Origin of the sequence: Pediococcus sp. EKM201D (assembly GCF_011800215.1) — a bacterium.
In the GTDB taxonomy this organism is placed as follows: domain Bacteria; phylum Bacillota; class Bacilli; order Lactobacillales; family Lactobacillaceae; genus Pediococcus; species Pediococcus pentosaceus.
In genome coordinates this window covers 79,996-97,804 of record NZ_JAALFK010000004.1, presented here as the reverse complement: position 1 = coordinate 97,804, position 17,809 = coordinate 79,996, and the positions used below count along the sequence as shown (strand labels likewise).

Genomic DNA, 17,809 nt, shown 5'->3' with positions numbered 1-17,809 from the left:
GGAAATTGATTAATGAGTTCAAATAAAAAAGTACTTGAAGTAAAAAATTTAGCGATTGATTTCCATACCTATGCTGGAACGGTTAAAGCAATCCGAGACGTTAGTTTTGATTTACATCAGGGAGAAACCTTGGCCATCGTGGGAGAATCCGGTTCTGGAAAAACGGTAACTACTAAAACGATTATGGGATTGTTAGCTAATAATGCGGAAGTTATTGGGGGAACCGTTGAGCTACACGGCAAAAATATTTTAAAGATGAATGATCGAGAATTGCAAGACGTTCGTGGTAAAAATATTGCTGAAATCTTCCAAGATCCAATGACGTCATTAGATCCAACGATGAAGATTGGACGACAAGTTGCCGAGCCATTAATGATTCACCAGAAGATTAGTAAAGAAAAGGCGCAAAAAAGAGCACTTGAAATGCTCAAGTTAGTGGGCATTAAAGACGCAGAAAAACGAATTAATGATTACCCACATCAATTCTCAGGGGGGATGCGCCAACGAATCGTAATTGCGATTGCATTAATTTGTAATCCAGAAATTTTGATTGCTGACGAACCAACTACGGCTTTGGATGTGACTATTCAAGCTCAGATCTTAGATTTAATGAAAGAATTGCAAGCCAAGATTTCGACTTCAATTATTTTTATTACCCATGATCTAGGCGTCGTAGCCAGCATGGCCGATCGAGTAGCAGTAATGTATGCCGGAAAGATTGTGGAATATGGATCAGTGGATGAAATCTTTTATAATCCACAGCATCCATATACTTGGGGGCTCTTGAACTCCATGCCTACTTTGGATACAGCTAAGGGCGAATTAGAACCTATTCCTGGTACTCCGCCAGATTTATTGGATCCACCAGTTGGGGATGCTTTTGCTGCCCGTAATCCTTATGCGATGAAGATTGACGAGGAACTTGAACCACCATTCTTTAAGGTTAGCCCATCGCATTATGCAGCAACTTGGTTATTACATCCAGATGCACCCGCAGTGGAACCACCAGCAGAAATTCAACGGCGTTGGAAGATTTATCAAGATACGTTTCAAATCGATTCAGCCGACCTTCGCGTTGGGGAATAGGAGGAAACCATAGTGGACACAACTAAAAAGATTTTAGAAGTAAAACATTTAAAACAGTATTTTAATGTCGGTAAAAAAGACGAAGTCCATGCCGTTGATGACGTTTCCTTTGATATCTACGAAGGTGAAACTTTTGGGTTAGTGGGCGAGTCTGGTTCAGGAAAAACGACTACTGGACGAGCTATTATTCGACTTCAAGATCCAACTTCTGGTAACGTGAATTTTGAAGGAAGAGATATTGCTTCAATTAAGAAGCGGTCAGACATTATGGAATTTCGACGCGAAATGCAGATGATCTTCCAAGATCCGTATGCTTCTTTGAATCCACGAATGAAGATCAAAGATATTATTGCTGAAGGGATTGATATCCATCATTTGGCTAAAAATAAACAGGATCGTTCTGAACAAGTGGAAGAATTGTTGGAAACGGTGGGGCTAAATAAAGACCATTCCAGCCGTTATCCAAATGAATTTTCTGGTGGGCAACGTCAGCGGATTGGGATTGCCCGTGCGTTAGCGGTGCAACCTAAATTCATCATTGCGGATGAGCCGATTTCTGCTTTGGATGTTTCCATCCAAGCTCAAGTGGTTAATCTAATGAAAAAATTGCAAGAAGAAAAGGGACTGACTTACCTATTTATTGCCCATGATTTATCCATGGTAAAGTATATCAGTGATCGAATTGGAGTTATGCATTATGGTAAGATGCTAGAGATTGGTCCAGCAGAGGAAGTTTATAATCATCCTTTGCATGCCTACACAGCTAGTTTAGTTTCAGCTGTTCCAGAACCTGATCCAGAGTTTGAACGCAACCGGCGTCAGGTTCCATATGATGCAGCCCGCGAATTTGATGATAAAGAACGACGCATGGTTGAAATTACACCTAATCATTTTGTTAAAGCAGCCGATGATGAGATTGAAGAATATCGCCAGCGAGCAGAAGCTTACAAAATAAAGTGAGTATAAAAAGAAGCTTGACGTTTTTACGTCAAGCCTCTTTTTTATATTTTAGTAGTTTTACCAAAGTATTTAATTTGTCCACTATTTTCAGTTAACTGAAGTTCCGTAACACTTCCGTTACGAGGACTGTGAGAAACATCGATTTGATCGTTAAACATGGATGTTAAAATGCGAATCAAGGTTCCATGGGAGACCACCAGCAGATGATCGCCATCTTGAGCTTTTTTAAAGGTATAATCCAATCCTTGCTTTAGCCGAGTGACAATTTCATCATAGCTTTCAGCATCATGAAAAGGATCAACGTCCTTCCAGATATCAATAGCGACCTTGATACCATGCATAGCCGTCATAGCATTTAAAGTTGGTTCAACCGTGGAGTGTTGTTGATACAATTTAAACTCTGTTTCGACTGAGTTAGCTCCTTCGAAGTAACCAAAAAATTGTTCGCGAAAAGCTGAAATCATCTCAATTTCTTTTTCATTTTTAGAATGTTGGTTTTGGGCATTGATGTAACGAGCAGTCTTAATCGCTCGGGTAGTATCTGAGCAATAGATATTTGCAAAGTTAACATCAGTAAGCAAATCACCAGCATGCTTAGCATCTGCAACGCCTTTTTCAGTTAGTGGTGAGTCTGACCAACCTTGAAGATGACGATAACGATTAAATAAAGTTTGTCCATGGCGGACGAAATAATAATTGACGGTTTTCATGTAACTCCTATGCTTTCTTAAATGCTTTTTTAAAGATATTAAAGAACAGTGCATAAACAGCAATTGTAATAACGACTACGATTCCCCAAGCAAAGACGCCTGACCAAATTTGGGCATTGTACCCACCTTTAATGGTGAAGTAAGCACCGATGGCAAAGGTGACAATCGCAAATGGGTAAGAAGAACGAGAAACTTTCTTTAATTCATTCCGTTCTACCCAAGCCATAAATGGTAGTAGCGCTGAGAGTGCAATAAAAATAATTGGAATAATAATATTAAGTGCAAGTTCTTTATCGTATAAGTTAGTACCAGGAGTTGCGTCAGTAGGACGAATTCCTAAGAACGAGAAGACGATGGTAATAACGAAACACCAAGCTCCAACTAACCAAGCTACAATATCATTTTTGATGAAAACATATTGTGATGGAAAATCCTTACTATTTTGCCGAATTCGCATAAAGGCAAAGAAAACAAAACTAGTAACGAATGGGGAAACAATCCCATTAATATTAAGTAACCAGTTAAACATATCATTAATACTTGGGAGCCAGTTACTAAGGAAAAGCACTAGTGAAACAATTCCAGTAGTTAACCAGTAACCATTAATTGGTAATCCATCACTGTTTAACTTACCTAGTGATTTAGGAAGATACTTCATAGCTACATCTGAAAGGAAGATTCGGGTACTTGCATCTAAAATTACGGCCAATTGAGCAAACATATAAACTGCTTGACTGACAGCGAAGATGTACATGAATGTATTTCCAATTCCGAATTCATCACCCAGTGCTTGGAAAGCATAGTAAGAGCCATTCATCTTCAAATCATATGGTAAATGATGGGCATTGAAGAACACTGCTAATGAGAATGACCCAAAGACGGTTAAGAAAACGGTCATCAAGAGGAGCATCATCATGGCTTTAGGAAAATCGCGTTTTCCATCTTTCATTTCTTTAACGTATGGTGCGGCTAGTTCAGCACCGTTGATAGCAAAGATTAACAAACCAAATGTTGATAAGAAATGACCATCAATCTTAGGAATAAATGCTTTTAAATTAAATGGTTGAGTTGCAATATGACGACCGTGCATTAAAGCCACTACGGTCATAATTACAAATAGGATGGTCATCACGAACATCGCACCGCCACCAATGGTACTTAGAATTTCAAGTGAACGGTTTTTGAAGAAGTGTTGGAACCAAATAAATACTAAGAAGACGACGGCGGTAAAAATAGCGAACATGATGGTTGGCATGTATTTTTGTAAATCACCATTGCCTTTGACTAACCAACTAATTGATACAACTACCGAATTAGCAACATCGACTACGTATGGTAAACCAGCAATCCAGTAGAAGAAAGCCACGATGTATCCGGCTAAATCTCCATTGGTAGAACGAATCCAGGATGCTAAACCACCCCCATCTTCGTTGAAAGTTCCACCTAATTGTCCAACCATCATTTCATAGGGCCAAACAAAAAGTAAAATCATTAAAATCCAAGTTGAAACAATTGCTAAACCTTGATTGTGAAAATTATAAATTAAATCGTCGAACCCAATAACCGTTACAAAGTCCATTAAGGCTACTACAGGCCAACTAATATACCTTTTTTTTGAATCTAAAGGTGAATTATCCATTCTTTTATCTCTCCTAAAATTTGTTTACAAAAGCTCTTCGTCTCCATGATTGTTGTATTCATCGAGATGAAGGCCATCTTCGTCTAAAGTAAAACGATTAATACTACCATTTTGAGGACCCCAAGTAATATCTAGTGTTGGATCAGCTTTTCCTGCCATTGAACGAATTGTAGTTCCATGACTGACCACTAAAATGGTGTCTCCATCGTTATGGGTTTCCATCAATTGGGCAAAGCCACGATTGAGACGATCCCAGAATTCTGCATCATTTTCCGCATCATGGAAAGGGTCGGCTGCTTTCATCGCATCTTTTGAAGCAGCAATCGGGTTTTCTTCCAAAAATTCATGGAAAGTTCGTTTACCTGAAACTGGCATTAAAGCTTCGAACCAAGCTTGGGCAGAATCACTACCTTCGTAATAGCCGTAGAATTCTTCGCGGAATTCTGGCATAGTTTCGATTGGTAATTGTTCATGCGCATTTTCAGCCATAATGGCGTTGGCGGTATTCATTGCGCGGGTAGTATCGGAGGCATAAGCCGCATCAAACGCAATGTTTTTCAAACGAGCTCCGGCCCGATGTGCATCAGCATAGCCCTTTTCGGTTAACGGGGAGTCTGACCAACCTTGCATTCGGTTATATTTGTTGAAAATAGTTTGTCCATGACGAACAAAATATAGTTTTAATTTTTTCATAAAAATCCTTTCCTCACTTATTTTTTGTAAAACCTAAATCATTCTATCATATATCCCGTGTACCAAATTAGCTAAATCTTTGTGAAAACGCATAAAAAGGAGTAAAATTTATGTCTAACAAAACTGAGAGGTGATTCACATTGGCAGAGGGAATTTTTGAATACGAAAATAGACATTTAGATGAAGTTTTAGATAAGGTGGATACTGCAATTGCCAAAGCAGAAAATGACGCCGATAATGCCGAAAAAGATCGTAGTGCGATTGATAAGAATTTTTACAACGATGTTCGAATTAACACTTCCAGTTATTCAGGTATGATGGATACTGCAATTTCAATCCGTCAACAACAGCAATTATTATCTGAACGCGAAAATAGTTGGCAACACGCTAATAAACGTTTAACCACGTTTAAAGAAATGAAAAAGCGGCCCTATTTTGCACGAATTGATTTTCACGAAAAAGGTGAAAAGAAGGATGAAACCATCTATATTGGTTTAGCTTCATTTTCGGACACGGCCGATCATTTCTTGATTTATGATTGGCGGGCTCCCATTTCCAGTGTTTACTATGACGGAAAAATGGGCGATGTGGAATATGCAACGCCAGATGGCACGCAAACAGTAGACTTGAAGTTAAAACGGCAATTTACTATTGAAGATGGTAAATTGATTTCAGTTTACGATACGGACGAAACTATCGGAGATCAAATGCTACTAAACGCGTTGGGTTCTCAATCCGATGTTAAGATGAAAAGTATTGTTTCAACCATCCAAAGAGAACAGAATAAAATTATTCGAAATACCGCAGCCGATTTACTATTCGTTCAAGGTGCAGCTGGATCGGGAAAGACCGCTGCGATTTTACAGCGGGTCGCTTTCTTGCTTTACCGTTACCGCGGTAATTTAAATGCTGGACAAGTCATCATGTTTTCACCTAATCAATTGTTTAATGATTATGTTGATCAAGTTTTACCCGAACTGGGCGAACAAAACATGATTCAGATGACCTATTATCAATTTACTAGACGACGGATTCCAAACATCGACGTTGAAAACTTGCAACAACGTTTTGATAAGAAGCTCACGGATGCGGAACGTAAAATCGAACAATTCAAAGGAAGCTTGCAATTTTTCAAAGCTACTACTAAATATGCGAAATATCTTGGGACGGCAGGTATGCGATTCCGTAATATCATGTTCCAAGGTCAACCGTTTGCTACTAAGGAAAAAATTAAAGACATCTACTATTCATTTAATACTACCTATAATTTGGGTAACCGAATTGAAGGAACTCGGGAAGCCTTGATCCGCCAATTGAACCAAAAAGTAGGTAGTGAATTGAGAACTAAGTGGGTGGAAGAAGCGGTCCAAAACCTTAGCCAAGAAGAATTACACAACCTATTTAAAAACGAGCCCCGTGAATTTAAGGATAATGATGAAGAATTTAAATTCCTTGCTCGTCAAATCGTAATGAAAGAACTTAAACCGGTTCGAAATGCGATTATGCGTAATCGCTTCTTAAGTATTAATGCCCAATATGTCCAAATGCTGCGTTCGTTCCCCAAATGGTACGATTTAAAGAAAGTTGGGGTAACAGAAGCAGAATGGGATAACCATGTGAATAAAGTGGTAAACGGACTTAAGGAGCATCAGTTAACCATGGTAGATACAACCGCTTATTTATACTTGTATGATTTAATTACGGGTAAAAAAGGTGATCGTTCTATGCGTTATGCATTTATTGATGAAATCCAAGATTATAATGCTTTCCAACTAGCTTATATTCGGTTCAATTTTCCTCGAGCAAAATTCACACTTTTAGGAGATTTAAATCAATCAATTTACGCCAATGAAACTAGTGATACTTTATTAGCAGAGTTATCAACAATGTTTGATCCAGAAAAGACGGAAGTAGTTCAACTATCTAAGTCATATCGTTCAACACAACAAATTACAGACTTTACTAAGGAAATCTTGGTCAAAGGTGAAGCAATTGAATCCTTTAATCGTGCGGGTGAATTACCAACGGTTTCAATTAATAGTAGTCATCAAGGAATGGTTGAGGCGGTGATCGAACAGCTTCATCGTGATCGCCAAGATCATGAGACTAGCGCCATTATTGGGCGTAGCTATGCTGAATGTGAACAAATCGCGGATGAATTAAAAGCAGCTGGCGAGCAAGTAACGCTAATCCGAACTGAAAATCAACGTTTGGTGGAAGGTACCATCGTTGTTCCATCTTTCTTAGCCAAGGGATTGGAATTTGATTCAGTAATCGTGTGGAATACCTCAGCGAAGATTTATCAAACTAATCGGGATGAACAGTTATTATATACAATTTGTTCACGGGCAATGCATCGACTCTTAATCGTTGCTGAGAATGATCTTAGTCCGTTAATTACTAAGATTCCTGAAAATTTATATATTAAAAAAGCTTAATAACTTAAAATACAACACAAAGAGCTTAAAATAAGATACTTTTTTATTAAGCTCTTTTTATTATATTTTGATATAGTTAACTATGTAATCACTTTCAAAAACCAAAGGAGAAAAAATAATGATTCAAAGTAGTTATACCGGGTCAGATTCAATTCTCGATAGTTTAATCAACCATGATGTACCATATATTTTTGGTATTCCTGGAGCCAAAATTGATTTGTTATTTGAACAACTGGAACATTCTAACCGAGCAAAAAAACCTAAATTAATTATTACAAGACATGAACAAAATGCGGCATTTATGGCGGCTGGTGTTGGAAGAATTACCGGTAAACCGGGAGTAGTGCTCACTACTTCAGGACCTGGCGTGGGAAACCTTGCCACGGGATTACTAACGGCTACGGCTGAAGGTGATCCAGTATTAGCCATTGGGGGCCAAGTACCACGGAATGACTTATTGCGTTTAACTCATCAAAGTATGCGGAACGCTGCTTTATTTGAACCCATCACTAAGTTTAGTGTGGAAGTTCAAGAACCAGAAAACATTTCCGAAGTTTTAGCAAATGCTTACCGGGCGGCTGAATCATCTAAGCAGGGAGCTAGTTTTGTTAGTTTTCCACAAGATGTGGTTAATGCACCGGTTAGTTCGCGTCCAATCAAACCTTTAAAAAAACCGATTCTCGGACCGGCGAGCCCGATTGAAATTGAAGAGCTAGCTAAAGCCATTCGGAACGCTCAACTTCCCGTATTGCTACTCGGGATGCGGGCCTCATCTCCCGAGGTGACAAAAGCCGTCCGCGAATTAGTGCGGATTGCTAACTTACCTGTTGTGGAAACCTTCCAAGGTGCTGGTATTATTTCTCATGACCTAGAAGATCATTTTTACGGTCGAGTGGGGTTATTCCGCAATCAACCTGGGGATAAGTTATTGAAGCATAGTGATTTAGTAATCACAGTGGGTTACGATGCCATCGAATATGAACCTCGTAACTGGAACGCAGAAGGGGATGGCAAGATTATTGTCATTGACGATTCGCCGTCTGAAATTGATCATAACTTTGAACCTGAAAAGGAATTAGTTGGGGACATCGCGCAAACGATTGATTTGCTAACTCCGCATCTTAAAGATTACCAAGTTGGTGTGGATGGTGAACAATACTTGGAAACACTCCGTGAGTTGCAAAACAAGCAAGACTTGCCACCAGTACCGAAGCAAGATTCCAAGCGTATTCATCCGTTATCTATTATTTCCGCACTTCAATATCGGGTTGATGATGAAATGACTGTCTCCGTTGATGTGGGAAGTTTCTACATTTGGATGGCTCGTCACTTCAGAAGTTATCAGCCTCGTCATTTGCTATTTAGTAATGGGATGCAAACCTTAGGAGTAGCATTGCCATGGGCCATTTCGGCCGCTTTGTTACGTCCTAATAGTAAGTCAGTTTCAGTTTCAGGAGATGGTGGATTCCTTTTCTCTGCGCAAGAATTAGAAACGGCTGTCCGTGAAAAGTTAGATATTGTTCATATTATTTGGAACGATGGATACTACGATATGGTTAAGTTTCAAGAAGAAATTAAGTATGGACATTCTGCAGGCGTTGACTTTGGCCCCGTAGATTTTGTTAAATTGGCTGAAGGATATGGCGCTAAAGGATTGCGTGTGGAAAAACCAGAGGACTTGGGTAAAATTCTTGACGAAGCATTTCAAACAGAAGGACCAGTAGTGGTGGATATCCCAGTTGATTATTCCGATAACGTTAAGCTAGGGCAATCACTTCTTCCTGACCAATTATAGGAGGGATTTAAATGGCAAAATTATTTCAACATGGGACGCTCGCAATGCTAGTAGATGGACTTTTTGGTGGGACGCTTGCGGTTTCCGATTTACTGAAGCACGGTGACTTTGGAATCGGAACTGCTGAAGGCCTTAATGGCGAATTAATTATTTTAGATGGAGCCCCTTACCAAGCGCTAGCAGACGGTACAATTAGGGTTATTGGTGATGATGAACTATTACCGTTTGCTAACGTTAATTCAGCGGATTTTGAAGGACGAGCAGTGTTATCTGACATTGAGATGAAAGATGTGGATGCGACACTTGCTAAAGAATTGTCATATCAAAATACATTTGTTGCTATTAAAATTAGTGGAACTTTCCGTACAGTTCAAACTCGGGTGGTAAAGCAACAAGAACGTCCTTATCCAACCCTTAGTGAAACAGCATCTAAACAACAAGTTTTTAATGCTGAAGATGTTAGAGGAACAGTAGTTGGCTACTACACCCCAGTTCTTTTCCATGGTGCGGGAGTAGCGGGGATGCATCTTCATTTTATTGACGATCAACACGAATTCGGAGGTCATTTACTAGACTTTAAGGCGGATCAAGTTAAACTTTCTTGGCAACTATTAGACGGTTTAGACCTCAATTTACCAATTCAAGACGCAGAATTTATGGCACATGAGGCTAGCGACGCGGAAAAAATTCAACAATCAATTTCTGAGTCTGAATAAACGAATTATCTATGCTAGAATAGACGTAATTTTTTGAAGATGAGGAATTGGAAATGGAAGCACAAGGTTATTTTGAGTTTAAGCGGGAAGATTGGCAAAATTTAGCCAAACGAGCCGAATTACCACTGACCACGCAACAATTAACAGATATCAAAGCTTTAAATGATCAAATTTCACTCGAAGACGTGCAAGATGTTTACGTGCCGTTAGTACGATTGCTCCAAAAAAAGTATGCGGATTTTGAAAAATGGAATCGTGATAAATTAGACTTTTTACAATTGCCAGTTAAAAAAACGCCTTTTATTATCGGTATTTCAGGGAGTGTGGCGGTTGGTAAAAGTACAACAGCACGTTTACTACAAGAACTCTTGAGTAGCTGGTTTACGAGCTTAAAAACCCAGTTAATAACTACCGATGGATTTTTATACCCTACCGCGGAACTTAAGCGACGGAATATTTTAAATCGCAAAGGATTTCCCGAAAGCTATGATATGAAATCCTTAATTAAGTTTTTAAGCGACGTTAAGAGTGGTAAAAAAGAAATTAAAGTACCGAAGTATTCTCACCAAGTTTACGATATTGTGGAAAATGAGTTTGATACGATTGATCAACCAGATATTCTGATTGTTGAGGGGATCAACGTGCTACAGTTACCGGCTAATGAAACCATTTATGTGAGTGATTTTTTTGATTGGTCCATTTATGTGGATGCGGATGCAAATTTAATTGAGCAATGGTTTTTAGAACGCTTCGGGGTATTGCTTGATACAGCGTTCCATGATCCAACTAATTATTATTACAAATACGCTAAATTACCACGTTCGGAAGCTTTCGAAATGGCACATAAAATTTGGCGAGACATTAATTTAAAAAACCTAGAAGAATTTATCTTACCGACGCGGTTTAGAGCGGATATTATTCTGCATAAGACTACGGGACATGTAATGGATAACATTTTAGTACGAGTTTAAAAAGATTGCCTAGTGAGCTATTCCTCACTAGGCAATCTTTTTTATTATAGGTTATTTAGTTACTGGTAGCTAAAAGTAAATTATCCACATCATTAAGTCTGATTTGATGGCGTTCTAGTTTAGTAATTAAATGCTGCTCGTGCCATTGCTTGAAGTAACGACTAATGGTTTCAGGTGTAGTGCCGAGGAGGGTCGCTAAGTCTTTGTTTTTAAGGGGTAAACGAACCGGATTTTGATTTAAAGCAGATACGGTCTCGACTAAGTAGTCGGCCAGACGACTTGCTACGGATTCCGTATTAGATTTAGTCGTTTGACGCTCTAATTCTAAAAGTCGGCTACCTAATGTGTTCATAACGTTCATTCCAACCTGGGGATAACGTGTAAGTAAATTTTGAAAATCAGCGCGATTAATAGTACAAACCGTTGTGGGAGTGAGCGTAATAGCCGTCGAGTTATGTTCGGTTTGATTAAAGAGCGCGGCTTCACCGTTGATATCACCAGCTTGGAGGAGATATAAGAGTTGTTCTTTACCATTTTCGGCAGTACGAAAGACCTTAATTTGGCCGTTGGCAATGATTGAGAGTGCGTCAATTCGATTTCCTTCTTGATATAAGACCGAATTGGCAGGAAGTTGCTGATGATGCACGATGGATTCCACTACAGCAGTTTGTTCGATATTTAAGTTTTTAAAAATCGGGACTAGTGGAACACAGTGATGCTGATGAAGTTGTTTAGGCAAAATATGACCTCCCTGAGTTAGGTTACTTTTATAATAGCTAAAAATAAATTTAAAAAAATTGATCTACGTCAATTTCAACTAGTTTGAAACCTTATATGCTTAATATAACAAATCAAGGAGGTTAGTTGAAATGACAAAAATTATTATGAAATTGGACACGTTAACTTGTCCTAGTTGTATGACCAAAATTGAAGGGGCCTTGAATAAGATGGACGGTGTTAAAGGGGTAAAAGTCCTTTTCAATGCTAGTAAAATCAAAGCCGAAGTTGAACCTGAAATAAAAGGTGAAGCCTTGAAACAAACGGTCGAAAATTTAGGATATACCGTTAAAGACTTAAAAACAAAGGTGAGTGAAAGCTAATGCGTGAAGAAATTGAAGAGCTATATCAAGCTGAACAAAAACAAAATGAAATTGACCATCATCTCCCCACAGCTGGGGCAATGACTAATCACATCTTGGCGAATCTACGAGTGATGTCGACCAAATTAAACCAATTAGAATGGTATATAAAAGGAAACAATTATTTTGCGGATCAACAATTTTTAAGCTCGATGCGCCAAACTGTGGATAACTACTTTAACCAATTAGGACATCAGTTAGTAAATGTAGGAGAAAAGCCTTCATCAATTACTGAAGAATTTTCAGAATATAAAATGTTGACGGAAAATGCGCGCAATAAATATTTAACGGATCAAGAAATGTTAGCAATGTTAGTCGATGATATCCAAACCAGCAAGATGTTTATTAGTCGAGCCATTATTTTAGCCCAAAATGAAAGTAAATTTCCATTACAAAACTTTTTGATTGAGTTAGATGGTAGTTTCAATCAATTTTCAGCAGCAATTCAAGCACGGTTAGGTAAAGAACCCTTGGAAGGACTGGAAGAAGATGACGATGAAGAGGATGATGATTAATTTTGGCTAAAATACAGCGATGGTTTACACAACATGGCAATCCCATGCTGGTAGTAGCTGGAACGCTAACCGTGATTGGTTGGTTAATGCAACACTTAGCTGACCAGGGGTTGATTGCCAATGGGGCTTACGGAATAGCAACTTTGGTAGCCGGACTACCTATCATATTCAAAGCCATTTCTGCTTTGCGAGCACGAGTGATGAGCATTGAATTATTAGTTAGTATTGCCGTAGTTGGGGCAGTAGCTATCTTAGAATTTGAAGAAGCAGCAATGGTAACATTTTTGTTTGCCTTTGGAAATTTTTTGGAACAGCGAACGCTACAAAAAACACACCAAGCGATTCAAAATTTAACGGAAATGCAGCCAACAACGGCCACCATGGTGGTTGATGGTCAGTATCAAGAAGTTGAAATTGATGAGGTTGATGAAGGGGCAGTTCTAGTTGTGCGAGTTGGCGACCAAGTCCCAGTAGATGGTGAAATTATTAGCGGTAGTGCTGAAGTTGATGAAGCGTTAATCACCGGTGAATCTAAATTAGTGGATAAAACCACTGGAGACCAAGCTTATATGGGTTCGATTGTGGAAAACGGTCAGATTTTAGTGCAAGCTCAAAAAGTTGGCGAAGATACAACTTTCGGAAAAATTATCGAATTAGTGGAAGAAGCCCAGGATAATCAAGCACCGATGAGTAAGTTTATTGATCGTTTTGCCAAGTATTACACACCTTTCGTTTTGGTAGTGGCAATATTAATTTTACTTTTAACTAAAAATTTACGGTTAGCCATCACGATTTTGGTTCTAGCTTGTCCAGGGGCACTAGTAATTGGAGCGCCAGTTTCCAATGTAGCTGGAATCGGGCGTGGAGCTAAGGCTGGAATCTTGATTAAGGGTGGAGACGTAATCGATCAACTAGCCCAAGTGGATACGATTTTGTTTGATAAGACGGGTACAGTTACCGAAGGACGGCCCACCGTTAAAAGCATTAAAGAATATCAAGAAGATCACTGGCTAGCATTAGCAGCCGATTTGGAAAAACAAACGAATCATCCCTTAGCTCGTTCGATTGTGGAATACTACGAAAAGCGTGGGCAAAAAACTACGGCCGATCTTAATTTGCCTATAACAACGATTAAAGGGATTGGAATTAAAAGTGAATATCAAGGGCAAACGATTTGGATTGGTAGTCGTCGTGTTTTAACAGAAAATCAGATTGAGCTAACGACTCAACAAGCCCGCGATTTACAGGTCATTGAAAGTGATGGACAATCCGTAGTTTTGATGACTGTTGACCAAAAGCTGGTGTTGATGATGGGATTAGTCGATCAGGTTCGTAAAGGTGTAAAAGAGACGTTTGAAAAATTAAAACAGAGTGGAATCGACAAGCAGTGGATGCTAACGGGTGATAATTCAGTTATTGCGAAAAAGATTGCTAAGACTATTGGGATTAATCAGGTTGAAGCACAAATGCTACCAGAAGAAAAAGCACTGTTTTTGGAACAGTTACAAAATGATGGTAGGCACGTCCTATTTGTCGGAGATGGCATCAATGATAGTCCTTCAATTGCCAAGGCAAATGTCGGGATTGCGATGGGAAATGGAACTGACGTAGCAATTGAAACTTCCGACGTGGTCTTGATTGATTCTGATTTTAGTAATATCCAAAATGCCCGTCGGGTGGCAAAGGCTACTATGCGAAACGCGATGCAAAACGTAGGAATTGCCATTGGAACCGTGGCGTTGTTATTAATCGGTGTGGCTTATGGTTGGGTCAATATGGCCAGTGGGATGCTTTTTCACGAAATAAGTATCTTAGTAGTTATTTTTAATGCAATGCGGTTGTTAAGAATGAAATTTTGAAAACGTTAGGTAGTAAGATAATGACGCGATTGATAGCCTTTTCATCGATTGTGAGGCAAGCTTAGGGGCTATGGTTTTTCCCGTTTTTACTGTATGATAGATGAGTAAGAATAAAAGAATGAGGTGAAGGACTTGGCGAACGCAGATTTATCAAATTTTGATAAAATCATTGTTTTGGATTTCGGTAGTCAATACAACCAATTGATTACACGTAGAATCCGTGAATTCGGTATTTACTCTGAGCTTCTTTCTCATAAGATTACTGCTGAAGAAATCAAAAAGATTAATCCTAAAGGAATTATCTTCTCTGGTGGACCTAACAGTGTTTATGATAAAGATGCCTTTCGAATTGACCCAGAAATTTATAAGTTAGGTATTCCAATTTTAGGTATTTGTTACGGAATGCAATTAATGACTTATAACTTAGGCGGACGAGTTGAACCAGCTGATAACCGTGAATACGGTCATGCTGATATTGATGTGACTGATGATCAAGCGGTTATGTTTAAAGAGCTTCCTGCTAAACAAACAGTTTGGATGAGCCATGGTGATTTGGTTCGTGAAGTCCCTGAAGGATTTAAGACCGTTGCAACTAGCGCAAACTGTCCGATTGCCTCAATGGCTGATGATGCTCGTAAGTTCTACGGGGTTCAATTCCATGCTGAAGTACGCAATACTCAATATGGTAACGAAATTCTCCGGCACTTTGCATTTGACGTTTGTGAAGCTAAAGCTAACTGGTCCATGAACGACTTTATCGATATGCAAGTACAACAAATTCGTGAAACTGTGGGAGACCGTAAAGTATTGCTTGGTCTTTCTGGTGGGGTGGATTCTAGCGTGGTTGGGGTATTGCTCAATAAAGCAATCGGTGACCAATTAGTATGTATCTTCGTAGACCACGGTTTACTCCGTAAGGGCGAAGCAAAGCAAGTTATGGATAGTCTAGAAGGTAAGTTTGGTTTGAACATTATCAAAGTGGACGCTCAAGATCGCTTCTTGAGTAAGCTTGCTGGTGTTTCAGAACCTGAACAAAAACGTAAGATTATTGGTAACGAGTTTATTCAAGTATTTAATGATGAAGCACAAAAACTTAAAGGAATTGACTTCCTAGCTCAAGGTACGCTTTACACTGATGTAATCGAAAGTGGAACAGATACTGCTCAAACGATTAAGTCACATCATAATGTGGGTGGACTTCCAGAAGACATGCACTTTGAATTGATCGAACCACTTCGTACTTTATTTAAAGATGAAGCTCGTGATCTTGGTGAAAAATTGGGAATGCCAGAAGATCTCGTTTGGCGTCAACCATTCCCAGGTCCTGGTTTGGGAATTCGTGTAATCGGTGAAATCACTGAAGACAAACTTCAAATCGTACGTGACAGTGACTTGATTCTTCGCGAAGAAATCAAGAAGGCAGGTCTCGACCGTGATATCTGGCAATACTTCACTGTTTTACCTGGTATCCGTAGTGTTGGTGTTATGGGTGACGGCCGCACTTACGATTACACAGTAGGTATCCGTGCTGTTAACTCAATTGATGGTATGACTGCTGACTTTGCTCGTATCCCATGGGATGTCTTGCAAAAGATTTCGGTACGTATCGTAAATGAAGTGGACCATGTTAACCGCATCGTCTATGACATTACTTCTAAGCCACCGGCAACTGTGGAATGGGAATAAAAGTAATATAAAATTTAAAATAAGAATCGCATAACTACGGGCTTTTAAGAGTGTTTAATGGGACGGAAAACAATAAAAATTGATGTGGTTCCCTACAATTTTCCTACAATTTTTATTGGTGCCAATACAAAAAGTTTTTACGTAGATTTAATCTCTAAATTGGATTTTTCTAAAATCTAATTTAGAGATTTTTTTGTTATTAGACTAGAATATAAACATTTATAGCTAATGATTCTATAGCAAAATAACTTTTAATTGTTTGCTAAGTATTGATTATTGTTGGAAGAAAGTAGTTTTTAATTATAGTAAGTAATTTTTAAAAATCATGTTAGATTGCTTATATTGCGGTGTTTAACTAGTAGTTATCTTTTTGCTAAGAGTTAAACGGAGTCCCTATAACCCCGGGTTTCAGTTATTATTTTTTTATAAGTTTAGATTATGTTATGGTACAATTCTATTATTTGATAAGTTTGCATCCTGTTTTAAACATTTAGTGTCAGAAACTAAACAAAATAGATTACCAAAATAAAAAACTTCAGAAAGACTAACTTTCTGAAGTTTTTTATAGTTTTAATTAAATTGTAAAGTATTAGTTCTCTGAAACTAGGAAATATTGGAAAATGTTTATATCATCTTCAAATTTTATTTCATAGAAGGTGTGGCCGTCAATTTGACGTTCATCATTCAGATCAATATAAGTGCGATCGGGATCAGCAATGTTACCCATTTCAACTTTGTGACCATTGATTGTCCATTTATCATTGGAATAATCATTAATTACTTCATACTTGATGCTACCATCTTTTTTAAATTGGATAGTAGCATGGTCTAAGTTATCGACAGCATTAGCATAAGTAGTAGGATATTCTTTGGTAATATAAAATTTTCGTCCAGCTATCTGTCTAGCTGGATTTTGATAAAGCGATTTCCAACAAAATAAAATAGCTATCAATGTCAAAAGACTGATAAGGATATTACTCATTTGAAACCTCCTGAATTAGTACCTACAAATCCGATGTATACACACCTCTAATGGTAGATTAGTTAGTTACTTTTAGCAATATTTTTTTATAAAATAGGTAAATTTAGCTATGTTGTTTTACCTTCGATTTCGTTAGTTTTAATTTTGGAAGGTGGTTACTGCATGGTAAAAAGATTCCAATTTATTAGAAAAAACAGAAAAAGAAAAAATTTAACAACCGAACAATTAGCAGAAAAGGCGGATGTTTCGATTGATTTAGTTGCCAGATTAGAGCGTGGAGAACGTGAAGACGTATCTATATCAAAACTAGAAAGTATCTTACACGCTCTTGATCTAGAGCTAGGGGATGTTTTTAAGCACAGTAAATTAGATAAGAAAAGTGATGAATTTGTTAGAAAATTTTTAAAGTTAGATGCTGAAACGCGTGAAAAATATACAGATATATTTCTTAGCATTATTGATTTAAAAAATGAATAAATGTAAATTTATCCATTTTTTATATCGGCTTACATAAAAATGAAGCATTAGTTACTTCGAATAGATATTTTAGATATTTTTCTTTGAATTATCATCAATTTTTATAATGAAATTCTTATTTATAAATTAAATTATAAGTCATT

16 protein-coding genes are annotated in these 17,809 nt (G+C 38.1%); 11 read left to right on the top strand and 5 right to left on the bottom strand.

Annotated elements, in window-relative coordinates:
- The first annotated feature begins 12 nt into the window (after positions 1 to 12).
- Both HFC68_RS06920 and HFC68_RS06915 read left to right on the top strand, forming a co-directional pair.
- The gene (locus tag HFC68_RS06920; RefSeq protein WP_002832841.1) at positions 13 to 1,086 is read left to right on the top strand and encodes an ABC transporter ATP-binding protein; all 1,074 of its coding nucleotides are present in this window, start codon (positions 13 to 15) and stop codon (positions 1,084 to 1,086) included.
- Positions 1,087 to 1,095: 9 nt separating this feature from the next.
- Complete coding sequence (locus tag HFC68_RS06915; RefSeq protein WP_029257747.1) at positions 1,096 to 2,046, top strand: ABC transporter ATP-binding protein; 951 nt, start codon at positions 1,096 to 1,098, stop codon at positions 2,044 to 2,046.
- A 41-nt stretch (positions 2,047 to 2,087) separates the two neighbouring features.
- Here the strand turns inward: HFC68_RS06915 and HFC68_RS06910 are convergent, their stop codons facing one another.
- Genes HFC68_RS06910 through HFC68_RS06900 form a run of 3 tightly spaced genes read right to left on the bottom strand, consistent with a single transcriptional unit; the run spans position 2,088 to position 5,088 of the window.
- Positions 2,088 to 2,756: a histidine phosphatase family protein gene (locus HFC68_RS06910; RefSeq protein ID WP_023440022.1), complete on the bottom strand. Its 669-nt coding sequence runs from the start codon at positions 2,754 to 2,756 to the stop codon at positions 2,088 to 2,090.
- Positions 2,757 to 2,763: 7 nt separating this feature from the next.
- On the bottom strand, positions 2,764 to 4,395 hold the full coding sequence (locus tag HFC68_RS06905) for an APC family permease (RefSeq protein WP_002832844.1): 1,632 nt from the start codon (positions 4,393 to 4,395) through the stop codon (positions 2,764 to 2,766).
- A gap of 24 nt (positions 4,396 to 4,419) precedes the next feature.
- Complete coding sequence (locus HFC68_RS06900) at positions 4,420 to 5,088, bottom strand: histidine phosphatase family protein (protein ID WP_023440024.1); 669 nt, start codon at positions 5,086 to 5,088, stop codon at positions 4,420 to 4,422.
- A gap of 140 nt (positions 5,089 to 5,228) precedes the next feature.
- Between HFC68_RS06900 and helD the strand changes: the two genes are divergently transcribed.
- From helD to coaA, 4 genes are all read left to right on the top strand, one after another.
- Positions 5,229 to 7,526 carry an RNA polymerase recycling motor HelD gene (gene helD, locus HFC68_RS06895; protein ID WP_167399746.1) on the top strand — a complete coding sequence of 766 codons (2,298 nt, stop codon included), beginning with the start codon at positions 5,229 to 5,231 and terminating at the stop codon, positions 7,524 to 7,526.
- Positions 7,527 to 7,644: 118 nt separating this feature from the next.
- Positions 7,645 to 9,321, top strand: a complete 1,677-nt coding sequence (alsS, locus tag HFC68_RS06890) for an acetolactate synthase AlsS (RefSeq protein WP_011673058.1) — start codon at positions 7,645 to 7,647, stop codon at positions 9,319 to 9,321.
- Between the two features lie 11 nt (positions 9,322 to 9,332).
- Positions 9,333 to 10,037, top strand: coding sequence for an acetolactate decarboxylase (gene budA / locus HFC68_RS06885; protein WP_167399745.1), 705 nt, complete (start codon positions 9,333 to 9,335; stop codon positions 10,035 to 10,037).
- Between the two features lie 53 nt (positions 10,038 to 10,090).
- Positions 10,091 to 11,008, top strand: a complete 918-nt coding sequence (gene coaA / locus HFC68_RS06880) for a type I pantothenate kinase (RefSeq protein WP_002832851.1) — start codon at positions 10,091 to 10,093, stop codon at positions 11,006 to 11,008.
- A gap of 55 nt (positions 11,009 to 11,063) precedes the next feature.
- Here the strand turns inward: coaA and HFC68_RS06875 are convergent, their stop codons facing one another.
- Positions 11,064 to 11,747 (bottom strand): Crp/Fnr family transcriptional regulator, encoded by a 684-nt coding sequence (locus HFC68_RS06875; RefSeq protein ID WP_167399744.1) that lies wholly within the window; start codon positions 11,745 to 11,747, stop codon positions 11,064 to 11,066.
- A 130-nt stretch (positions 11,748 to 11,877) separates the two neighbouring features.
- Between HFC68_RS06875 and HFC68_RS06870 the strand changes: the two genes are divergently transcribed.
- The 4 genes from HFC68_RS06870 to guaA all read left to right on the top strand — a co-directional run bounded on the left by HFC68_RS06870 (position 11,878) and on the right by guaA (position 16,207).
- Positions 11,878 to 12,108, top strand: a complete 231-nt coding sequence (locus tag HFC68_RS06870) for a heavy-metal-associated domain-containing protein (protein WP_036672855.1) — start codon at positions 11,878 to 11,880, stop codon at positions 12,106 to 12,108.
- Entirely contained in the window at positions 12,108 to 12,662 is a 555-nt protein-coding gene (locus HFC68_RS06865; RefSeq protein WP_060743345.1) for a DNA starvation/stationary phase protection protein, read from the top strand. Before HFC68_RS06870 ends, HFC68_RS06865 begins: the two co-directional genes overlap by 1 nt.
- A gap of 44 nt (positions 12,663 to 12,706) precedes the next feature.
- Positions 12,707 to 14,521: a cation-translocating P-type ATPase gene (locus HFC68_RS06860; protein WP_167399760.1), complete on the top strand. Its 1,815-nt coding sequence runs from the start codon at positions 12,707 to 12,709 to the stop codon at positions 14,519 to 14,521.
- A 132-nt stretch (positions 14,522 to 14,653) separates the two neighbouring features.
- Positions 14,654 to 16,207, top strand: coding sequence for a glutamine-hydrolyzing GMP synthase (guaA, locus tag HFC68_RS06855; RefSeq protein ID WP_002832859.1), 1,554 nt, complete (start codon positions 14,654 to 14,656; stop codon positions 16,205 to 16,207).
- Positions 16,208 to 16,796: 589 nt separating this feature from the next.
- Here the strand turns inward: guaA and HFC68_RS06850 are convergent.
- Positions 16,797 to 17,189, bottom strand: a complete 393-nt coding sequence (locus HFC68_RS06850; RefSeq protein ID WP_029257749.1) for a hypothetical protein — start codon at positions 17,187 to 17,189, stop codon at positions 16,797 to 16,799.
- A gap of 162 nt (positions 17,190 to 17,351) precedes the next feature.
- Between HFC68_RS06850 and HFC68_RS06845 the strand changes: the two genes are divergently transcribed.
- Positions 17,352 to 17,666 (top strand): helix-turn-helix domain-containing protein, encoded by a 315-nt coding sequence (locus HFC68_RS06845; RefSeq protein WP_167399743.1) that lies wholly within the window; start codon positions 17,352 to 17,354, stop codon positions 17,664 to 17,666.
- Positions 17,667 to 17,809: the final 143 nt, after the last annotated feature.